At 45.2% G+C, this 18115-nt stretch carries 21 protein-coding genes and 1 tRNA gene; 16 read left to right on the top strand and 6 right to left on the bottom strand.

Annotated elements, in window-relative coordinates:
* Positions 1–9 precede the first annotated feature (9 nt).
* The 3 genes from ACUALS_RS10300 to ACUALS_RS10290 all read left to right on the top strand — a co-directional run bounded on the left by ACUALS_RS10300 (position 10) and on the right by ACUALS_RS10290 (position 3534).
* Entirely contained in the window at positions 10–651 is a 642-nt protein-coding gene (locus tag ACUALS_RS10300; protein ID WP_454448306.1) for a DUF2057 family protein, read from the top strand.
* 99 nt (positions 652–750) lie between these two features.
* Positions 751–2178 carry a glutamate--tRNA ligase gene (gene gltX, locus ACUALS_RS10295; protein ID WP_454448305.1) on the top strand — a complete coding sequence of 476 codons (1428 nt, stop codon included), beginning with the start codon at positions 751–753 and terminating at the stop codon, positions 2176–2178.
* A 384-nt stretch (positions 2179–2562) separates the two neighbouring features.
* The gene (locus ACUALS_RS10290; RefSeq protein ID WP_005474775.1) at positions 2563–3534 is read left to right on the top strand and encodes an OmpA family protein; all 972 of its coding nucleotides are present in this window, start codon (positions 2563–2565) and stop codon (positions 3532–3534) included.
* A gap of 52 nt (positions 3535–3586) precedes the next feature.
* On the opposite strand, the gene ACUALS_RS10285 is transcribed toward ACUALS_RS10290, so the two are convergent.
* From ACUALS_RS10285 to ACUALS_RS10275, 3 genes are all read right to left on the bottom strand, one after another.
* Positions 3587–4093 carry a Fe3+-citrate ABC transporter substrate-binding protein gene (locus ACUALS_RS10285; RefSeq protein ID WP_038139392.1) on the bottom strand — a complete coding sequence of 169 codons (507 nt, stop codon included), beginning with the start codon at positions 4091–4093 and terminating at the stop codon, positions 3587–3589.
* A 109-nt stretch (positions 4094–4202) separates the two neighbouring features.
* Positions 4203–4279, bottom strand: a tRNA-Arg gene (locus ACUALS_RS10280).
* 51 nt (positions 4280–4330) lie between these two features.
* On the bottom strand, positions 4331–5425 hold the full coding sequence (locus ACUALS_RS10275; RefSeq protein WP_005474712.1) for a flagellar assembly protein FlgT: 1095 nt from the start codon (positions 5423–5425) through the stop codon (positions 4331–4333).
* 202 nt (positions 5426–5627) lie between these two features.
* Between ACUALS_RS10275 and ACUALS_RS10270 the strand changes: the two genes are divergently transcribed.
* A complete protein-coding gene (locus tag ACUALS_RS10270; protein WP_038139387.1) occupies positions 5628–6263 on the top strand; it encodes a FlgO family outer membrane protein in 636 nt (211 codons plus the stop codon).
* Positions 6264–6271: 8 nt separating this feature from the next.
* Positions 6272–6703, top strand: a complete 432-nt coding sequence (gene flgP / locus ACUALS_RS10265) for a flagellar assembly lipoprotein FlgP (RefSeq protein ID WP_005474707.1) — start codon at positions 6272–6274, stop codon at positions 6701–6703.
* A gap of 76 nt (positions 6704–6779) precedes the next feature.
* Here the strand turns inward: flgP and ACUALS_RS10260 are convergent, their stop codons facing one another.
* The 3 genes from ACUALS_RS10260 to flgA form a co-directional block, all read right to left on the bottom strand.
* Positions 6780–7205, bottom strand: a complete 426-nt coding sequence (locus ACUALS_RS10260; RefSeq protein WP_005474767.1) for a flagella synthesis protein FlgN — start codon at positions 7203–7205, stop codon at positions 6780–6782.
* A gap of 17 nt (positions 7206–7222) precedes the next feature.
* Positions 7223–7537 (bottom strand): flagellar biosynthesis anti-sigma factor FlgM, encoded by a 315-nt coding sequence (flgM, locus tag ACUALS_RS10255; RefSeq protein WP_005474802.1) that lies wholly within the window; start codon positions 7535–7537, stop codon positions 7223–7225.
* A 95-nt stretch (positions 7538–7632) separates the two neighbouring features.
* Positions 7633–8379: a flagellar basal body P-ring formation chaperone FlgA gene (gene flgA / locus ACUALS_RS10250; protein ID WP_454448304.1), complete on the bottom strand. Its 747-nt coding sequence runs from the start codon at positions 8377–8379 to the stop codon at positions 7633–7635.
* Positions 8380–8458: 79 nt separating this feature from the next.
* On the opposite strand from flgA, the gene ACUALS_RS10245 reads away from it, so the two are divergent.
* The 11 genes from ACUALS_RS10245 (at position 8459) to flgJ (ending at position 18026) form a co-directional block, all read left to right on the top strand.
* Positions 8459–9385, top strand: coding sequence for a chemotaxis protein CheV (locus ACUALS_RS10245; protein WP_005474824.1), 927 nt, complete (start codon positions 8459–8461; stop codon positions 9383–9385).
* Between the two features lie 10 nt (positions 9386–9395).
* Positions 9396–10223, top strand: a complete 828-nt coding sequence (locus tag ACUALS_RS10240; protein ID WP_005474806.1) for a protein-glutamate O-methyltransferase — start codon at positions 9396–9398, stop codon at positions 10221–10223.
* 233 nt (positions 10224–10456) lie between these two features.
* The gene (gene flgB, locus ACUALS_RS10235) at positions 10457–10855 is read left to right on the top strand and encodes a flagellar basal body rod protein FlgB (protein ID WP_038139379.1); all 399 of its coding nucleotides are present in this window, start codon (positions 10457–10459) and stop codon (positions 10853–10855) included.
* On the top strand, positions 10856–11272 hold the full coding sequence (gene flgC, locus ACUALS_RS10230) for a flagellar basal body rod protein FlgC (RefSeq protein WP_005474748.1): 417 nt from the start codon (positions 10856–10858) through the stop codon (positions 11270–11272). It abuts the gene before it with no gap.
* 17 nt (positions 11273–11289) lie between these two features.
* Positions 11290–12000: a flagellar hook assembly protein FlgD gene (gene flgD, locus ACUALS_RS10225; protein WP_005474714.1), complete on the top strand. Its 711-nt coding sequence runs from the start codon at positions 11290–11292 to the stop codon at positions 11998–12000.
* 47 nt (positions 12001–12047) lie between these two features.
* The gene (flgE, locus tag ACUALS_RS10220; protein ID WP_005474735.1) at positions 12048–13364 is read left to right on the top strand and encodes a flagellar hook protein FlgE; all 1317 of its coding nucleotides are present in this window, start codon (positions 12048–12050) and stop codon (positions 13362–13364) included.
* A gap of 214 nt (positions 13365–13578) precedes the next feature.
* Positions 13579–14328, top strand: coding sequence for a flagellar basal-body rod protein FlgF (gene flgF / locus ACUALS_RS10215; protein WP_005474764.1), 750 nt, complete (start codon positions 13579–13581; stop codon positions 14326–14328).
* Positions 14329–14348: 20 nt separating this feature from the next.
* Complete coding sequence (flgG, locus tag ACUALS_RS10210; protein WP_005474814.1) at positions 14349–15137, top strand: flagellar basal-body rod protein FlgG; 789 nt, start codon at positions 14349–14351, stop codon at positions 15135–15137.
* 24 nt (positions 15138–15161) lie between these two features.
* Positions 15162–15944: a flagellar basal body L-ring protein FlgH gene (flgH, locus tag ACUALS_RS10205; RefSeq protein WP_269977174.1), complete on the top strand. Its 783-nt coding sequence runs from the start codon at positions 15162–15164 to the stop codon at positions 15942–15944.
* Between the two features lie 65 nt (positions 15945–16009).
* Positions 16010–17101 (top strand): flagellar basal body P-ring protein FlgI, encoded by a 1092-nt coding sequence (locus ACUALS_RS10200; protein WP_005474791.1) that lies wholly within the window; start codon positions 16010–16012, stop codon positions 17099–17101.
* A 10-nt stretch (positions 17102–17111) separates the two neighbouring features.
* Positions 17112–18026 carry a flagellar assembly peptidoglycan hydrolase FlgJ gene (gene flgJ / locus ACUALS_RS10195; protein ID WP_005474787.1) on the top strand — a complete coding sequence of 305 codons (915 nt, stop codon included), beginning with the start codon at positions 17112–17114 and terminating at the stop codon, positions 18024–18026.
* The last annotated feature ends 89 nt before the right edge of the window (positions 18027–18115 follow it).

The following is an 18115-nucleotide window of genomic DNA, read 5'->3' as shown; positions in this document are numbered from 1 at the left end:
AGATAAATAATGATGAAGAAGAGTTTAGCTGTTGTATTGATGGCTTTTGTAACCAGTTTGGCCAACGCTCAAGTTACGATTCAAACGGATAATCGCGTTGAGATTTTGGCGGTCAATCAGAACATTAACCAGATACCGAATCGTGGTAAAGGTGATTTGAAAATTGCCAGCGGAGAGAACCAGTTACTACTAAGAGTTACTGCGCTCGTCGATGGCAATGGGGGTAAAAGCAAGTTCAATTCATTGCCAATGGTAGTGAAGTTTACTGCCAATGACGAAACGTTGAAGTTTGAAACGCCCTTTGCGATTCGTGATGAGCGAGCGGTTCGTAACTTTGAAAAACAACCCAGTGTAAAAGTGACTCGTAACGGTCAACAGGTGGATGTCACAACGGACATCATTTTTGATCAGACTTTCGCGCTGATAAAAGACTATGACGAAATGCTCGCTGGTTACAATCAAGCTGGTGGCAAAGCGGCGATTCAAGAGAATACGGTTCGAAATCAAGTGGTGTTGGATAAACCGCTAAACTCAGACACGAGTTCGACCAAGTTAGCATCCACCAGCGCGCTTCAAAGTGATTTCTTGTCCATGTCGCCACAACAGCGCCAAGAGTTTATCGCTTGGGCGGTAAAACATATCAACGATTGATTGTAGATTTGCATATCGGTGCTAAAATAACGCGCAATTTTGGCACTGCCCTCGATAAGTTAGGGCGTGCGGTCATCTAGACAATCAAGGTATTTATACATGACGGTTAAAACTCGTTTTGCTCCTAGCCCAACAGGCTACCTTCACGTTGGTGGTGCGCGTACTGCACTTTACTCATGGCTATACGCTAAAGCTCAAGGCGGTGAATTCGTTCTACGTATCGAAGACACTGACTTAGAACGTAACTCTCAGGAAGCGGTTGATGCGATCCTTGAAGGTATGCAGTGGATGGGACTTGAGTGGGATGAAGGTCCTTACTTCCAATCAAAGCGTTTTGACCGTTACAACGAAATGATTGACAAGCTGCTCGCTGAAGACAAAGCATACAAGTGTTATGCGTCTAAAGAGCTGCTTGAAGAAATCCGCGCAGAGCAAGAAGCGGCGAAAGAAATGCCACGTTACGATGCTAATCACCCTAAAGTCGTGGCGGCAAATGCTGCGGCGAAAGAAGGCGACGCATTTGTGGTTCGTTTCCGTAACCCGAAAGAAGGCAGCGTAGTGTTTGATGATCAAATTCGCGGTCGTATCGAAATATCTAACAGCCAGCTGGACGATTTAATCATTCGTCGTACCGACGGTGCGCCAACTTACAACTTTGTTGTTGTTGTCGATGACTGGGATATGGGCATCACGCATGTTGTTCGCGGTGAAGACCACATCAACAACACGCCTCGTCAAATCAACATCTATGAAGCTCTGGGTGCTCCGGTTCCAACTTTCGCTCACTGTGCAATGATCTTGGGTGATGATGGTGCCAAGCTATCTAAGCGCCATGGCGCTGTTTCAGTGATGCAATACCGCGATGAAGGTTACCTACCAAATGCACTTAATAACTACTTGGTGCGTCTGGGTTGGTCTCATGGCGACCAAGAAATCTTCTCTCGTGAAGAAATGATCAATCTGTTTACGCTCAATGCTATTTCTAAATCTGCATCGGCGTTTAACACCGACAAGTTGCTTTGGTTGAACAACCACTACATCAAGACCTCTGAACCAGAATATGTTGCAGAGCATTTGCAGTGGCATTTAGATAATCAGAACCTAAATATTGAAAACGGTCCTGCAATTACAGAAGTGATCAAACTGGTTGGTGAGCGTTGTAACACTCTTGTTGAGTTGGCTGAGCAAATTCGTTACTTCTACGAAGATTTTGCTGAGTTTGAAGCCGGTGCGGCGAAGAAGCACCTACGCGGCGTTGCTAAAGAGCCTCTAGAGCTTGCTCTTGCTAAAGCGGAAGCGTTAGCAGAGTGGACAACGGCAAACATTAAAGAAGGGGTTATTGCCGCTGTTTGTGAAGAGCTAGAAATCGGCATGGGTAAAATTGGTATGCCATTGCGCGTAGCAGTAACGGGTGGTGGTCAGTCTCCATCTGTTGATGCTGTTATGGAGCAGATTGGTAAAGAGCGTTGTATTGCTCGTATCAAGATGGCGCTTGAATTCATCGCTGAGCGTGAAGCAAACGCATAACAACACCGATAAGGTTGAGCCGCAGTGTAAATACTGCGGCTTTTTTTTGCGCGCAATTTTATTTGCTGTGTTAAGGAGGTTTCTGTCACCAGCGTATTTGCATGATTGTTTCGTTGAGCAACGAGAAGGGCTACTTGGTTGAGATCAGATTTAGTACATCATTGAAAATACAACAGTTAATAACCTCCCAACTTGGTCTAGTTTTGTGTTTCAAAAGTGAGAATGTGTACAGGATTGTCGATAAACGTTAATTATGTTGTCATTCGATTTGTACTAATAATGAGATAAGGTATATCTTATTAACTGTTCATACCGTAACAGTTTGTTATTGAGTGTGAGATAAATTACGTAATGTATATTTTGCGTATCAATAAGGAAATAATAATGAAAAAGTTAGCAGCGGTAATATCAACAACTCTTCTTGTAGCTTCGGCGTCGGCGAATGCTCAATTCTACCTAGGCGCAAAAGCGGGTGTGTCTTGGTTGAACAACTTATGTACTTCTTCTTCTAGCTCATGTGATGAAGATTCATGGGCACTAGGTTCATTCCTAGGCTACGAAGTGGATGAGTACGTTGCCATTGAAGGTGGACTGGAAACGCTTGGTGAAACAACGGGTGCAGGCTACAAAGACGCAGGTCTTACGGCATACACGATTGCACCACGACTTTCATTCCCAATGAACGAAGACATTGATCTGTTTGTAAAAGCAGGTGCGGCGTTCGTTAAGTACGGCAACAAAGATGATGAAAATCTATTTGGTGCTGTTGGTTTGAACTACAGCCTGTTTGAAAACATCGACATTCAAGCAGAGTACCAACACATCAACGACATCGATATCGATGTATCTTCTTTCCACGCGAACTCATTCACTCTTGGTTTCCGTACTAAGTTTGGTGGTAGCTCAGAGCCAACACCAGAGCCAGTACAAGAGGTGATGGTTGTTGAAGAAACAGTGGTAGAAGAAGTGGTTGTCGCAGCGCCTGTGATGAAATCATTCAATACTCAACTTGTAGGCTCAGGTAACTTTGAGTTGAACAGCTCTAAGCTAAAACCAGAAAGCACTCAGAAATTGAACGAGCTTGTTGCGTTCATGAACCAATACCCACAATCGACAGTAGAGGTGGTTGGTTACACTGACTCAACAGGTGCAGCAGCATACAACCAGAAGCTTTCTGAGAAGCGCGCTCAAGCAGTCGCTAATGAGCTAGAAGCGCAGGGCATTGATGCTTCACGTATCACGGTTAGTGGCCAAGGTGAAAACAATCCTGTGGCTTCAAACGAGACCAAAGAAGGCCGTATGATGAACCGTCGTGTAGAAATGACAGTTCCAGGTTTCGAGTACGAAGAGAAATAAGCAATAAACTCTTCTTCATAATGAAAAAGCCTTGGTACCCACCAAGGCTTTTTTACTTCAAGTCAATGCTATTTAAGCGTCCCATATATTCCAGTATTTCAAGATTCTCTTTGTTCGCTTCGAGTAAAGCCTTTTTGGTTTTAGTGTATGCCGCCAAACGTCCATGCTTTTTGATGGAGCAAACAACACTCTGATAGATCAATTTGCCGTTTTCATCATAGTTTCGCCAAGCCGCGATATAGCATTCGTCTTTGGCATCTGGATGTGCCTTCGTTGGGCGCGGCTTAAAAATAATTTTGGGCTCTAATGAGTGGGGAAGACGCGTCATCAAATAAGGGTCTTTGAGGATTCTTCGCCAAAACTTGCCCCACATCTCGGCGCCAAGTTCATTGCGAAGCTTGATTGCTTTTTTAAGTCCCTTTTTTTCACCAATTCGAATGTAGCCCACAGAGCGATGGAGCACTTTATCATCGGGCGTATGAATGTGAATCTTAAACGCGGTTTTGGCTTTTGAAATAAAGCGGTGACCCGTATTGGTGATTAGATTGCTCTTTTTCATCTGCTATTATCGATAACTTTGTTAATAGTCATTCTAGATGAAAGGAGAGAGTTGTTGAAGTTCAGATATGAAAAAGGGCAGAAAGAAAAATAGCTTTCTGCCCTAAATATGGCGCTCCCGACAGGATTCGAACCTGTGACCTATCCCTTAGGAGGGGATCGCGCTATCCAGCTGTGCCACGGGAGCATGCGTTCATTCTAATAAAAAATGCGCTCGTTTTACAAATAAGGTTTTGATTTACAGTAATTTATGCATGACATCGCCAATTTGTATGCTGGTGGCCATTTCTGGTTGGTCAACAATAAGCTCAGCTTCATTTTCGTAAACACGTGATACGGTCAGCGTAATATCCGTTTCTGTAACCTTGTTGCGCGGCAAACCACGTTGATCAATGAACGAGCCCGTATGCCAAAGCTGCAGCTTATCGCCCATCTCAACGCCGTGTATACGCCCTAAATCCATAGTAATGGTATTCCCCCATTTCGCGACCACTTCTGGCAGAGTGATTTTGCATGAAACTTCTGACTCGAGATCCAGCATGATATTACGGCTGATTCTTAGCATCATATCGCCGTAGGTTGATGCCCAAAAGCGCGCGCTCTTGGTATCGACCTGACTGGTTTTCGGGAACGGCCAACGGGCGACTTCACGATAGTTACGGTTATAGACCTCATTGCCGGTCTTACCGTCAAAGATGGTCATTTCTAAAGCAAACTGGCGATTAATGACATCATCTTTCAATAGGTTTTGCTCGATTGTCGCTGTCAGATCCGAAATCTTTCCGCCAATAATGTATTGAGCCCCAGTATCCTCGGCAATCATTTTCAAACGCTCTGGGTGACGTTTATCAATCTCATAGTCAGTGGTACCAACGGATACGAAGCTTTCCGATTCTTGGTCTAACTGGCGGTTAATCACATTGGCGAAGTCGTCACCGATGTTATAGACCTGTCCCATTACGGCTTGTTGAGGAGAAAGAAGATCAATATTGCCGACCAGGAAGGTTTTTTTGTATTGATCGACGTGGCAACCTGTTGCCGAAGGATAAATGTCGATTCTTGCTTTTACTACCATGACGCCGCGTCGAATCTTCTGTTCATCGACCAAGATATAACGGACTTCACTGTTGCTAAATTGATACTCCTTGCGATCGCTTTCCAGCATAGGACGCAGGTTTGAAATGCTGCCAATGTCTGCCCCAGAATATTTGAACGCTTTATACAGAGCATCTTCTAAAGCGTGTACACGGGCGACTTCCTCCGAAGAAACCACCGTTGCCGTCCCCGTTACTTCGTACCAGCCAGCAGAGGCAATATGAGTGAAAGTACTCATAAATAGGCTAACTATAGCTAGGAGAAATGTTCTTTTCATATCTGTGTACCAAGTTGGTTCATTTTTTGCTTGTTAATATTTAGCTAATTTTGGTGACGCTTTTCTTAATCGTTGCACAGTTGAGGAAAGCAAAGAGCGTTCCACTTTTAGAAGAGAGCTAAAAGATCACTCGCTCGAGCCATAATGTATCGGAGATTAGAGAATGAAAAGATGGTTAATGTTAGTGCCGGTGGTGTTTTTGACCGCATGTGCCTATGCGCCAATATACAACGGTAAAGAACCTTATCCAGGTTCCCAGTTTATGTTGATGGAGAGTCCGCGTCATACTCTTGACTTTTTTATTGAAAGTATGACGGAAGACTTAATGATTTCGAATACCAGTGTGTCTGCCCGCACGCCTATTGCGGTCACCTCATTTGTTGACTTGCAAAATATGGACGCGACGAACTGGCTAGGAAACTCTGTATCCGAAGGTTTTATCCATCAGTTTCAGAGACGTGGATTCAAAGTCGTTGATTTTAAAACGACAGGGTCGATTCAAGTGACTCATCAAGGTGATTTTGCCTTTAGTCGCGATTGGAAAGATTTGGCTCAAGAGCAAGACATTCAGTATGTTTTGACAGGCACTATGCTCCGCCAAGAAGGTGGTGTTCTCGTGAATGCCCGAGTTGTGGGAATGCAGTCACGAGTGGTTGTGGCAACAGCGCAAGGGTTCTTACCTGCTGATCGCATTGGTCGCGATTTGGATACGCTTAATAGCATCCGTACGCAAGATGGGGTGCTTATCCGCTCCGATCCAACCATTACTCAACCATACACCGTAATTCTACGTCCATAGGAGCTAATATGAAGAAGGTATTTCTACTCGCGATTGTGATGATGATGGTTGGTTGCCAGCCGTTGGGCACCATGCGAGCTGAAGATTGGCTTACGGCGGTCGGTTATGCCAGCATTAGTGAGCAAAAAGGGCGTAACGAAGAAGAGAAGCAAGTGCGTGCTATGCGGGCATCCAAAATTGATGCTTACCGAGAGTTAGCTGAGCAAGTCTATGGAATGCGCGTTAGCGGGCGTGCTGATCTTAAAGATCAACGATTAGGTACTGAACTTACTTCGGGAGCGGTTGATGGCGTTATCCGTGGTGCAGAGGTTGTGCGAAGCTATAAAGTTGGAGACAGCTATGTAACAGAGCTTCGTTTGGATATCCAAAAAATGAATAAACTGCGCGATTACGGCGAAGTCCAACAAGTTCCAGAAAAAAGGCAGCAAACCTTGTTCTAAAACTCTCTACCTCTCCGATCAAAAAAGCGGCAATTTTTGCCGCTTTTACTTTTAATGTTTGGAAGCTGTGTGGAAATCAGGCTTTAATATTGGTACCCAGCGTCGATACATTTCTCGTTTGACCTTCCGCTGTGTACGTCATCCCAAGTTTTCCCTGCGATTGCTGCATCAAATTATTGAGTTTGTTGAAGCTAAGCTGCGCTCGTTGTAGCGCTTCACCATTAATGGCATTGGCTTGCTGACACTCAGTGATTGTCTGACGGATTTTTTCTACCAGAGGGCTCAACTCTGGATTGGTCGACAGGCTTTCAACGTCTGGGTGCTTTGCGATTCGCTCATCAGTCGAGCGTAGCTGCTCGATCAAAGTAATTTTCTGCTTGGCAATCCGTTCAATATCTTTAGAGATTCTATTGGTAATGGCGACTTTCTCCTTCCCAAGAAGTTGAGAAAGCTCTTCCGCGTTTTTGAGTTGAAATTCAACTAATCCTTGCAGTGCTGCCATAAAAGAAAATCTCTAGATTACAAACCACCGAGTTCTTTTTCGAACTTCATCATATTGTCAGCGAGTTTTTCAGGATCAACTGTGTAAGACCCATTTGCAATCGCTTCTTTAATTGCCGCTACCTTCGCTTTATCAAAGCTAGGCTGGCTGGCCATTTGTGAGTGCATCTCTCCGACTGCTTTGCCCTGTGTACTTAATGAAACAGAGTCTTGGGCAACGGTGGATTTTTTTGCCGATTCGGTATCTGAAGTGGGTTTGTCATTTCGTACTGCACTTCGACTTGTCGACGTTGTCATCGTTTGACCAGAACGAATATTATCTATGCCTGCCATATTTGAGCCTTTTCAATATTAAAAACCTGTACCGTCCATATCGACTTTACGGGAAATAACTTTAGCGTTTTTTTAAGGATGTTAGGGAAATAACGCTAGAATACAACAGTGACTTCAGATATTCCGGTTACGCGTCCTTCTATTATACGATTTGATTTGCTGTTTTTCACTCTAATCTGTTCGCCATGAGATCCATCTGTCAGTGCGACCCCTTTTGTCGTGATCACCATTCCTGACTTGACCGCTTTGATGGTGACCGTTTCATTTCGGCAGACGACACAAATATCATTTTCTTCAATTACTTCGCCGCTACGCAGATTTTTTTTTGTTTTTGCACCAATTACGGCATCTAGAGTGGAAAAGCCTTGCCGCCTATAGCGTTGCAAGTCTACCATACTAATAGTGACATCAGTGGAAGCAATGATTTGCCCCCTTGAGAGTGGCGTGGTCAAGGTTACTTGCGGCCCAGTTCTTGTGAGGCGCACTGGCACATAGACTCGCCAGTTATCGTTTTGGCATTCGACCAAAACCGTAATATTGCTGGCATTTGGATTTGTCGATGTAGAAGAGGTTTGCAAACCAGTCGGGCAATCTGTGGCAAAGATCCTACTATCTATAGAGGCGGCTTTTGCATTTAGATTGCCGCCAACCGGGCTCTCTATGTTATCCAAGATATGTTGCTCGGCGGCTTGTTTAATGAGAGAAATTTGACTTTCTGTTGCTGATGTCGCTGAAAAACTCAAGAAAAAGAATAAAAAGCCGATAGACTTATAAAACTTTTTATAGAAAGCTCTACAATTAGTTATGGAAAAAGAGCACAAGTGTGATTTTGAATACATCATTCTGTTTCTCTGGTTTTTTTCATGGTCTTCAGTAGACTACCATTTTTTTAGCATGAAAGTTTGAGATGGAGATGAGCTTATGACGGGTATTCTTGATTCCGTGAATCAGCGTACACAACTCGTCGGTCAAAACCGATTGGAACTGCTAACGTTTCGTCTAATGGGGCGTCAGCGTTACGGTATTAACGTATTTAAAGTAAAAGAGGTACTTCAGTGCCCTAAGCTTACTTCAATGCCAAACTTACACCCTCTTGTAAAAGGTGTTGCTCATATACGTGGCCATACGGTATCAGTTATTGATTTAAGTTTAGCCATTGGCGGTCGTCCTACAACAGACGTAGACAAAGCATTTGTCGTTATTGCCGAGTTTAACCGTACCATCCAAGCGTTTCTTGTGACCTCTGTTGAACGTATCATCAACATGCACTGGGAAGCGATTCTTCCACCGCCTGATGGTGCGGGTAAAGCCAACTACCTAACGGCAGTGACCAATATTGACAACGAACTTGTCGAAATTCTTGACGTTGAAAAAATCCTTGCAGAAATCGCACCAGTTGACGAGACCATGGATTCAGCGATCAGCGAAGAAATTGCTCAAGTTGAAACCGAGAAAGAGATTGTTCGTCGTATTCTTATTGCGGATGACTCAACGGTAGCAAGAAAACAAGTTGAGCGTGCTATTACCTCGTTAGGTTTTGAAGTTGTTGCCGTGAAAGATGGCAAAGAAGCGTACGAAAAATTGGTCGAGATGGCCGCTGAAGGCAGCATTTACGATCAAATCTCTTTGGTGATTTCTGATATTGAGATGCCAGAGATGGATGGTTACACATTGACTGCAGAAATTCGTCGCCATGCGGATTTAAAAAATCTATATGTTATCCTGCACTCATCATTGAGTGGTGTATTTAACCAAGCGATGGTCGAGCGGGTAGGCGCGAACTCTTTCATCGCCAAATTTAACCCGGATGAGCTTGGTAATGCAGTGAAAACTGCGCTGACAGAATAAAGAGAAATTAATGACAGCGATAACTATAAGCGATCAAGAATATCGTGATTTCAGCCGTTTTTTAGAGTCTCAATGTGGCATCGTATTAGGTGACAGCAAACAGTACCTAGTGAGAAGTCGTTTGAGCCCGTTAGTGACTAAGTTCAAATTGGGCTCATTGTCTGATTTGTTGCGAGATGTCGTGACGGGACGTAATCGAGAGTTACGCGTTGCTGCCGTTGACGCAATGACGACTAACGAGACGCTTTGGTTCCGTGATACTTACCCTTTTGAAGTGCTTGCGAATAAGCTATTACCGGAAGTTGCGGCTAATAAGCGCCCAATCAAAATCTGGTCAGCGGCAAGTTCTTCTGGTCAAGAGCCGTACTCAATGGCGATGACTATTTTGGAGACCCAACAGCGTAAACCTGGCATGTTGCCGAGCACGTCGATAACGGCAACCGACATCTCTGCCAGTATGTTGGACATGTGTCGAGCGGGGATCTACGACAACCTTGCACTAGGTCGCGGCCTTTCACCTGAGCGCCGTCGCAACTTCTTTGAAGACGCAGGCGATGGTCGAATGAAAGTAAAAGATAACGTCAAGCGTTTGGTGAACTTCCGTCCTCAAAACCTGATGGACAGTTACGCTTTGCTTGGCAAGTTCGATATTATCTTTTGTCGAAACGTGTTGATTTACTTTTCGCCAGACATGAAGTCTAAGGTTCTCAATCAGATGGCTAATAGCCTCAACCCAGGTGGTTACTTGTTGCTTGGTGCTTCTGAGTCATTGACCGGGTTGACTGATCGTTTTGAAATGGTTCGCTGTAACCCAGGTATCATTTACAAGCTCAAATAAACCGACATGCAAAATTATTAAGCCCAGCCTCACGTGCTGGGCTTTTTTGTTGCTGTCGATAAATAACTTGTATACTCAATGATGACATTCCAATCTTTTAGCAATCTAAACTTGGCTTATTTTTTGCTGGATTACTTGTCGAGATCGAAGTGAAGTATCTTGTTCCTTAAAGTTGGTACGCTACTTGCTTTGTATTTCATTAGTAACGGTCAGTTCTTTATGTAGAGGTTAACATGGCTATTTCATTCGACAATGCTTTAGGTATTCACCAACACACTGTTGGGCTTCGTGAGCGCAATGCTGAGGTTATTTCAACCAATATTGCTCAAGCGAATACGCCTGGGTATAAGTCGAAAGGAATGGACTTCCAAAGGGCTTTGCAGGCGGCAACATCAGAGGCAAGCATTGGTCTTAGCCGTACTGATAGTCGGCATATTCCTGCCTCTACTCGCGTGACAGGGGAAGTGATGTATCGTCTTCCAACCCAACCTGACACTGGTGATGGCAATACTGTGGATGTTGATTTGGAGCGTAATCTATTTATGCAAAACCAAATAAGACACCAAGCCTCACTTGACTTCCTAGGAAGTAAATTCAAGAACTTAACGAAAGCTTTAAAAGGGAGTAACTAGATGAGCTTATTCAACGTCTTCAATGTTACTGGCTCTGCCATGAGCGCTGAGTCTGTTCGTCTAAATACGACTTCAAGTAACTTAGCCAACGCGGACAGCGTGTCTAGCTCGGCCAAAGATACTTACAAAGCGCGCCACGCTGTATTTGGTGCAGAGTTAAGTAAGGCTAAGTATGGCAACGATCATACTGTGCCAGTCAAGGTTATGGGTATCGTGGAAAGCGATAAACCGCTCAGTGCGGAGTACAACCCAGATCACCCGCTTGCAAATGATGAAGGCTATATCTACAAGCCTAATGTCAATGTGATGGAAGAAATGGCAAACATGATTTCTGCCTCTCGCTCGTACCAAACGAACGTGCAAGTGGCAGATGCAAGTAAACAAATGCTGCTGCGTACGCTGCAGATGGGTCAATAGGGATAAGGGGGTAACATATGGCCGATGGCATTAACAATGTTGGTCAAAGCAGCTTGTCCTATATCGACCAGCTTAAACAGCTTCAGGACAAGAATAAGCCAAATGAGACCACGGGTAAGCAGGATCTTAAACAAGAAGACTTCTTATCTTTGCTCACGAAGCAACTTTCTCAACAGGATCCGTTTAAGCCGGTCAGCAATGACCAGATGATTGCACAAATGGCGTCATTCGCGACAGTAGACGGCATCGGCAAAATGAATAACCAGTTTGAAAGTTTGAATGCTTCGATGACTTCAAATCAAGCGCTTCAAGCCTCTTCCTTGGTTGGACGTGATGTGTTGATTCCGGGTGCTGCTGGTGTGAAAAAAGATGACGGCAGTATGGCTGCCATGGTTAAGCTACCTCAAGCCGTTGATAACTTGATGGTTCGAATAGAAGACCAAATGGGGCAGCTCGTTCGTACCTTTGATGCGGGGTCTAAGCCTTCGGGTGATAGCCGCGTCGAATGGGACGGCAAAGATTCAAACGGTAATCCATTGCCGGCAGGTAAGTACAAAGTGAGAGCTGCGGGCTTACTTGATGGAGAAAGCAAAGAGTTTGAAGTTTCGACTTATGCAAACGTCAACAGCGTTCTTCTGGGTAAAGGTGATGGTAACGTACTGCTCAATCTGGCTGGCTTTGAGTCGCCAGTTCGACTTGCTGAAGTACTAGAAGTTGGTAAAGCGTAAGTAACGCTTGTAAAAGCGACTATGCTAGCTAGATAGGAGAATTTGGAATGTCTTATGTTGCATTAAGCGGTATTTCCGCTGCTCAATTAGATTTGAATACAACCAGTAACAACATCGCAAACGCGAACACATTCGGCTTTAAAGAGTCGCGTGCAGAGTTTGGTGATGTTTACTCTAACTCACTGTTTACAAACGCTAAAACAACACCAGGTGGTGGTGTCCAAGCGCAAAAAGTAGCTCAGCAATTCCACGAAGGGTCGAGCGTTTACACGAACAACCCAATGGATTTGCGTATCAGCGGTACAGGTTTCTTTGCGGTAGCAAAAGATCGTTTAACACCGACGACTAATGAGTTAACGCGAAACGGTGCGTTTCACCTGAACAAAGATAACTACATGGTAACAGCGAACGATGAATACCTGTTAGGTTATCAAGTTAATGGCGATACGGGTGACGTTCTCTCATATGAGCCTTCGCCTATTAACATTCCAAAAGAATTCGGCAAACCAAAGCAAACGTCCAATATTGAAGTCGGTGTAAACTTGCCAGCGGGTGGCGATCTAAAAGATCCAGCTCTGTTTGACTACTCCGATCCTGAAACGTACAACCGTTCAACTTCATCGACAATTTACGACTCTATGGGTCAGTCGTATAAGTTGACAACCTACTACTTGAAGGATCAAACACAAGCGAACACGTGGCAAACCTACTACACCGTGACCGACAGTGCGGGTGAAAAGCCTGTTAACATTCTTGGTGGTGATGCGACAACGCCAACAGGCCATGTGGGTCACACAATGAAGTTCAACAACGATGGTACATTAGCCAGCCTTAACAGCGGCAATAATATCGTTTCTGGTCCATTAGGAGGTACAGGTCCTGATGATCCAAATGCGATTAACCTAAATGGTGCTGATGTTAGTCAAACGTTGTCCTTCGGCCTTGATAGTGCGACACAATTTGCCGCTCCTTTCGAGCTAACCAAGTTTGATGAAGATGGTGCAACCACGGGTTTCTTAACCAAAGTGGATTTTGATGAAAATGGTAGCGTCCTTGGCACATACTCGAATGGTGAAAATATCACCTTGGGTCGTGTCGCTATGGTTCGCGTTGCGAATGAGCAAGGTCTTGATAAGAAAGGTGGCACTCAGTGGGATTCTACTCAGTTCTCTGGTGACAAGATCTGGGGTGAGTCTAACAAAGGCTCTTTCGGTTCTATCAACAGTGGTACGTTGGAGCAATCCAACATTGATATGACCCAAGAGCTAGTGGATCTCATTACAGCTCAACGTAACTTCCAAGCGAACTCTCGTTCACTTGAAGTGCATAACCAAACGCAACAAAACATCCTGCAGATTCGATAATTTCAGCGAATCTAACAAGGCTGCATCGTGCAATAATCTGAATGGCAAGCTGGTGGCAATCATCAGCTTGTTATTATTGCCGCATACCGCCATCCCTCTCTTTTTTTGCCTCCTTCCTCCTTGTTGTCCATGCAAGTTATTGACTTTAAATTAAAATTAAAGTTGGCATTGCAATTGCATTTGTTGATCCGAATTGTGATTTTTGGAGCAAATTATGGATCGCGCACTCTATCTTGCTATGAGCGGAGCCAAGCAAAATATGCAGGCTTTGCAGCTTAGAGCAAACAACTTGGCAAACGTCAGTACCACGGGTTTCCGTGCTGATTTGGCGCAAGCTCGTTCGATGCAAGCATACGGAGAAGGACTACCGACTCGAGTATTTAGCATGACAGAGCGCCCTGGGCATAATTTCCAACAAGGCAGTGTTATTACGACAGGACGAGATCTCGATGTAACGATTGAAGGCAATGGCTGGATATCGGTGCTCGATAAAACGGGCAAAGAGGGCCTGACTCGTGATGGCAACCTAAAGATTGATGTGAACGGCTTACTTGTCAGTGGTAATGGCAACTTAGTGCTAGGGGAAACAGGCGCTCCAATCACCCTGCCTATTCCTCTTAGTAAAGTTGAGATCGGCACAGATGGCACGATTTCGGTCGTACCCCAAGGTGCACCAGCGGATGCCATCGAAGTTGTCGATCGCATCAAGCTGACAAATACCGACAATCAATCACTATTCAAAGATGTTAATGGCTTATTCCGAGCTAAAGATCCTAATGCGGCATACGAAGCGGATGCCGGTGTAAAACTGCTCACAGGCGCAATTGAAGGTAGTAACGTGAATGCTATCGGTGAAATGACCAGCCTGATTGACTTGCAACGCCAGTTCGAAATGCAAGTGAAGATGATGAGCACAGCAGAAGAGATGGACAAATCGTCAGATTCTCTGCTTCGTATGAGCTAATAGAGATTTAGGAGAAGATTATGCATCCGGCATTATGGGTAAGTAAAACGGGCTTAGATGCTCAGCAAACCAACATTTCAACCATTTCGAACAACCTAGCAAACGCCTCAACCGTTGGTTACAAGAAAAGCCGTGCGGTGTTTGAAGATCTGTTCTACCAAAACATCAATCAACCGGGTGGCCAGTCATCGCAAAATACCGAACTGCCATCGGGTTTGATGCTAGGCGCAGGTTCGAAAGTTGTCGCGACACAAAAAGTGCACACTCAAGGTAACACGCAAACAACCAATAACAGCCTAGACATGATGATCGAAGGGGATGGCTTTTTCCAAATCCTCATGCCTGATGGAAACATTGGTTATACACGTAATGGTCAGTTTACCGTCAATGACGAAGGTGCCATCGTGACTTCAGGCTCGGGCTACAATTTGCAGCCTGAAATTGTGATTCCAGAAGATGCCATCAGTATTACGGTGGGCACAGACGGTGAAGTCTCAGTGCGTGTTCGTGGTGAGCAAAACAACGTGGTGGTTGGGCAGATTACCACGGTTGATTTTATTAACCCAGGCGGCCTTGAGCCAGTAGGTCAGAACCTTTACTTACCGACGGGTGCAAGTGGTGATCCACAAGAAGGCGTTCCTGGGTTTGATGGATTTGGTGACATTCGTCAATCGATGCTTGAAACATCAAACGTCAATGTGACAGAAGAGTTGGTCAACATGATTGAAGCTCAACGTGTCTACGAGATGAACTCAAAAGTTATCTCGGCAGTCGACAAGATGATGAGCTTTGTGAACCAACAACTTTAATCTTTGACGCGAGAGGTAATTAGCATGAACCGTTTATTTGCTTTGTTCGTTGTGACTGTGATGTCTGGTTGTACGATGTTAGAGCCACCTGTTGAAACACCGGATGTGATTGGTGGTACAACGACCGTAGATGCTGTTGAGGGTGACAAATCTGGTGATGACCAAAGCGGCATTGTGGATACTCTGCGTGGCAGAAATGATCCGGTTGCCGGAGACCCTGCGTGGGCACCAATCCACCCTAAACACAAACGTGAACATTACGCTGCAGAGACAGGTTCGCTGTTTAACTCCGCAAGTACAAGCAGTTTGTATGATGATTCAAAGCCGCGCGGCGTAGGTGACATCATTACCGTCACGCTCGATGAAAAAACCAAAGCGGCAAAAAGTGCCAATGCGGACATGTCGAAAACGAATGATTCCTCTATGGAGCCTCTATTTGTCGGTGGCCAGGAGCTGAAAGTTGGCGGCGACTACAATTTTTCATATGACCTAAACAACACCAATACCTTTGCGGGTGATGCCAGTGCCAACCAAAGCAATAGCCTATCGGGTTCAATTACGGTGGAAGTGATTGAAGTATTGGGCAACGGTAACTTGGTGATTCGTGGTGAAAAATGGCTAACTCTCAACACCGGTGATGAATACATTCGTCTTAGCGGAACCATCCGACCTGATGATATTTCGTTTGATAACACCATTGCCTCTAACCGTGTTTCCAACGCTAGAATCCAGTATTCAGGCACTGGCACACAACAAGACATGCAAGAACCTGGCTTTTTGGCACGATTCTTCAATGTATCACTTTAATCTCGCTTAACGACGCTTTTCTGGCATCGACAAGAGCGTAACCCGAGTTAAGGTAAAGGTATCCCATGAAGACGTTGATTCTACTTATCACCAGCTTAACGTTGCTATCAACGCAGGCTTATGCAGCGCGTATCAAAGACGTCGCGCAAGTTGCCGGTGTTCGAAGCAACCAATTGGTAGGCTATGGCTTAGTCACAGGTCTGCCGGGTACAGGTGAATCTACGCCTTTTACCGATCAAAGTTTTAATGCGATGCTGCAAAGTTTTGGCATTCAGTTGCCACCTGGCACAAAGCCTAAAACCAAAAATGTCGCAGCCGTGATTGTAACGGCTGAATTGCCGGCTTTCTCGAAGCAAGGTCAAACCATTGATGTGACGGTATCTTCTATCGGCTCGGCAAAAAGCCTTAGAGGCGGCACACTGATGCAGACCATGATGAAAGGTCTTGATGGTCAGGTGTATGCGGTGGCGCAAGGTAACCTTGTAGTGAGTGGCTTTAGCGCAACGGGTGCCGATGGGTCGAAAATCGTCGGTAACAACCCAACCGCGGGGATGATTTCAAATGGTGCGATGGTTGAGCGAGAAATCCCAACCCCCTTTGGTCGTGGCGATTACATCACCTTTAACTTACTAGAATCGGACTTTACTACGGCCCAACGCATGGCGGATGCGGTCAACAATTTCTTGGGCCCTCAAATGGCTTCTCCTGTGGATGCGACCTCGGTTAAAGTCCGTGCCCCTCGTGACATCTCGCAACGAGTGGCATTCCTATCGGCAATTGAAAACCTAGAGTTCAACCCAGCTGAAGGTTCCGCAAAAATTATTGTTAACTCGCGTACTGGTACGATCGTTGTCGGTAAGCATGTTCGTTTAAAGCCTGCTGCAGTGACGCATGGTGGAATGACGGTGGCGATCAAAGAAAACTTAAACGTCAGTCAACCGAACGCATTCGGCGGTGGTGAAACGGTCGTGGTTCCCGATACCGATATTCAAGTGACGGAAGAGCAAGGCAAAATGTTTAAGTTTGAGCCAGGTCTGACGTTGGATGATCTCGTTCGAGCGGTTAATGAAGTCGGCGCAGCACCATCGGATCTTATGGCCATTTTGCAAGCACTTAAGCAAGCCGGAGCCATTGAAGGCCAGCTGATCATTATCTAAGGAGCTGAGCATGATTAATAACGGCAATGACATTGGCTTCATTCACGACATCGCAGGGCTGGATAAGCTTCGTAAACAAGCGGTTGAAGGGGATGAAGGCGGCGAAAAAGCCGCATTGACCGCCGCGGCGAAACAGTTTGAAGCGATCTTTACTTCGATGCTCTTCAAATCCATGCGTGATGCAAACGCGAGTTTTGAATCTGGTCTAATGGACAGCCAAAATCAGCAGTTTTATCGCCAAATGATGGATGAGCAGATGTCGAGTGAGTTGAGCTCATCAGGCTCGCTAGGTCTTGCGGACATGATCGTTGCTCAGCTGTCGTCGGGTAGTGTTGAAAACCAGACGGCAGCGAACAAACACGTTGATTTTGAAGCTATGATGCAAAAAGTGGATCAGGTCAGAGAGTCACGTGCCAACGATGCAATGACAACCGTATCAGTTACACGTGCTCAGCCTAAGCATTCATTTGATAGTCCTGAATCGTTTGTTGATTCAATGCGACCATACGCTGAAAAAGCGGCACGTGCATTGGGCGTTGATTCGTCACTGTTACTTGCTCAAGCTGCTCTGGAAACAGGTTGGGGACAGAAGCTAGTGAGCAACAGCCGCGGCAGCAGTAACAACCTCTTCAATATCAAAGCAGATAAAAGTTGGGGCGGTGATAAAGTGGCCACTCAGACGCTGGAATACCATCAAGGTGTGCCGGTTAAAGAGAACGCGGCTTTCCGTTCTTACAACAGTTTTGAAGAAAGCTTTAACGACTACGTTCGCTTCCTCAATCAAAACCCACGCTATACCACCGCTTTGCGCCATGGCGGCAATGATGAACAGTTTATTCGTGGGATTCATCAAGCTGGCTACGCCACAGACCCTTACTACGCAGATAAAGTCTTGAGGGTAAAAGCGAAAATCGACCAAATGTAAACAGCTCACCTTCGGGTGAGCTTTTTAATCTCTATTATCTACAATCTCAAAATGGCACATATATTGCTTTTAAATCATTAGATGTTCAG

Source organism: Vibrio sp. NH-7, from assembly GCF_053643215.1.
Note: the sequence above shows the minus strand (reverse complement) of the source record. Positions and strands in the feature narration are given on the sequence as shown.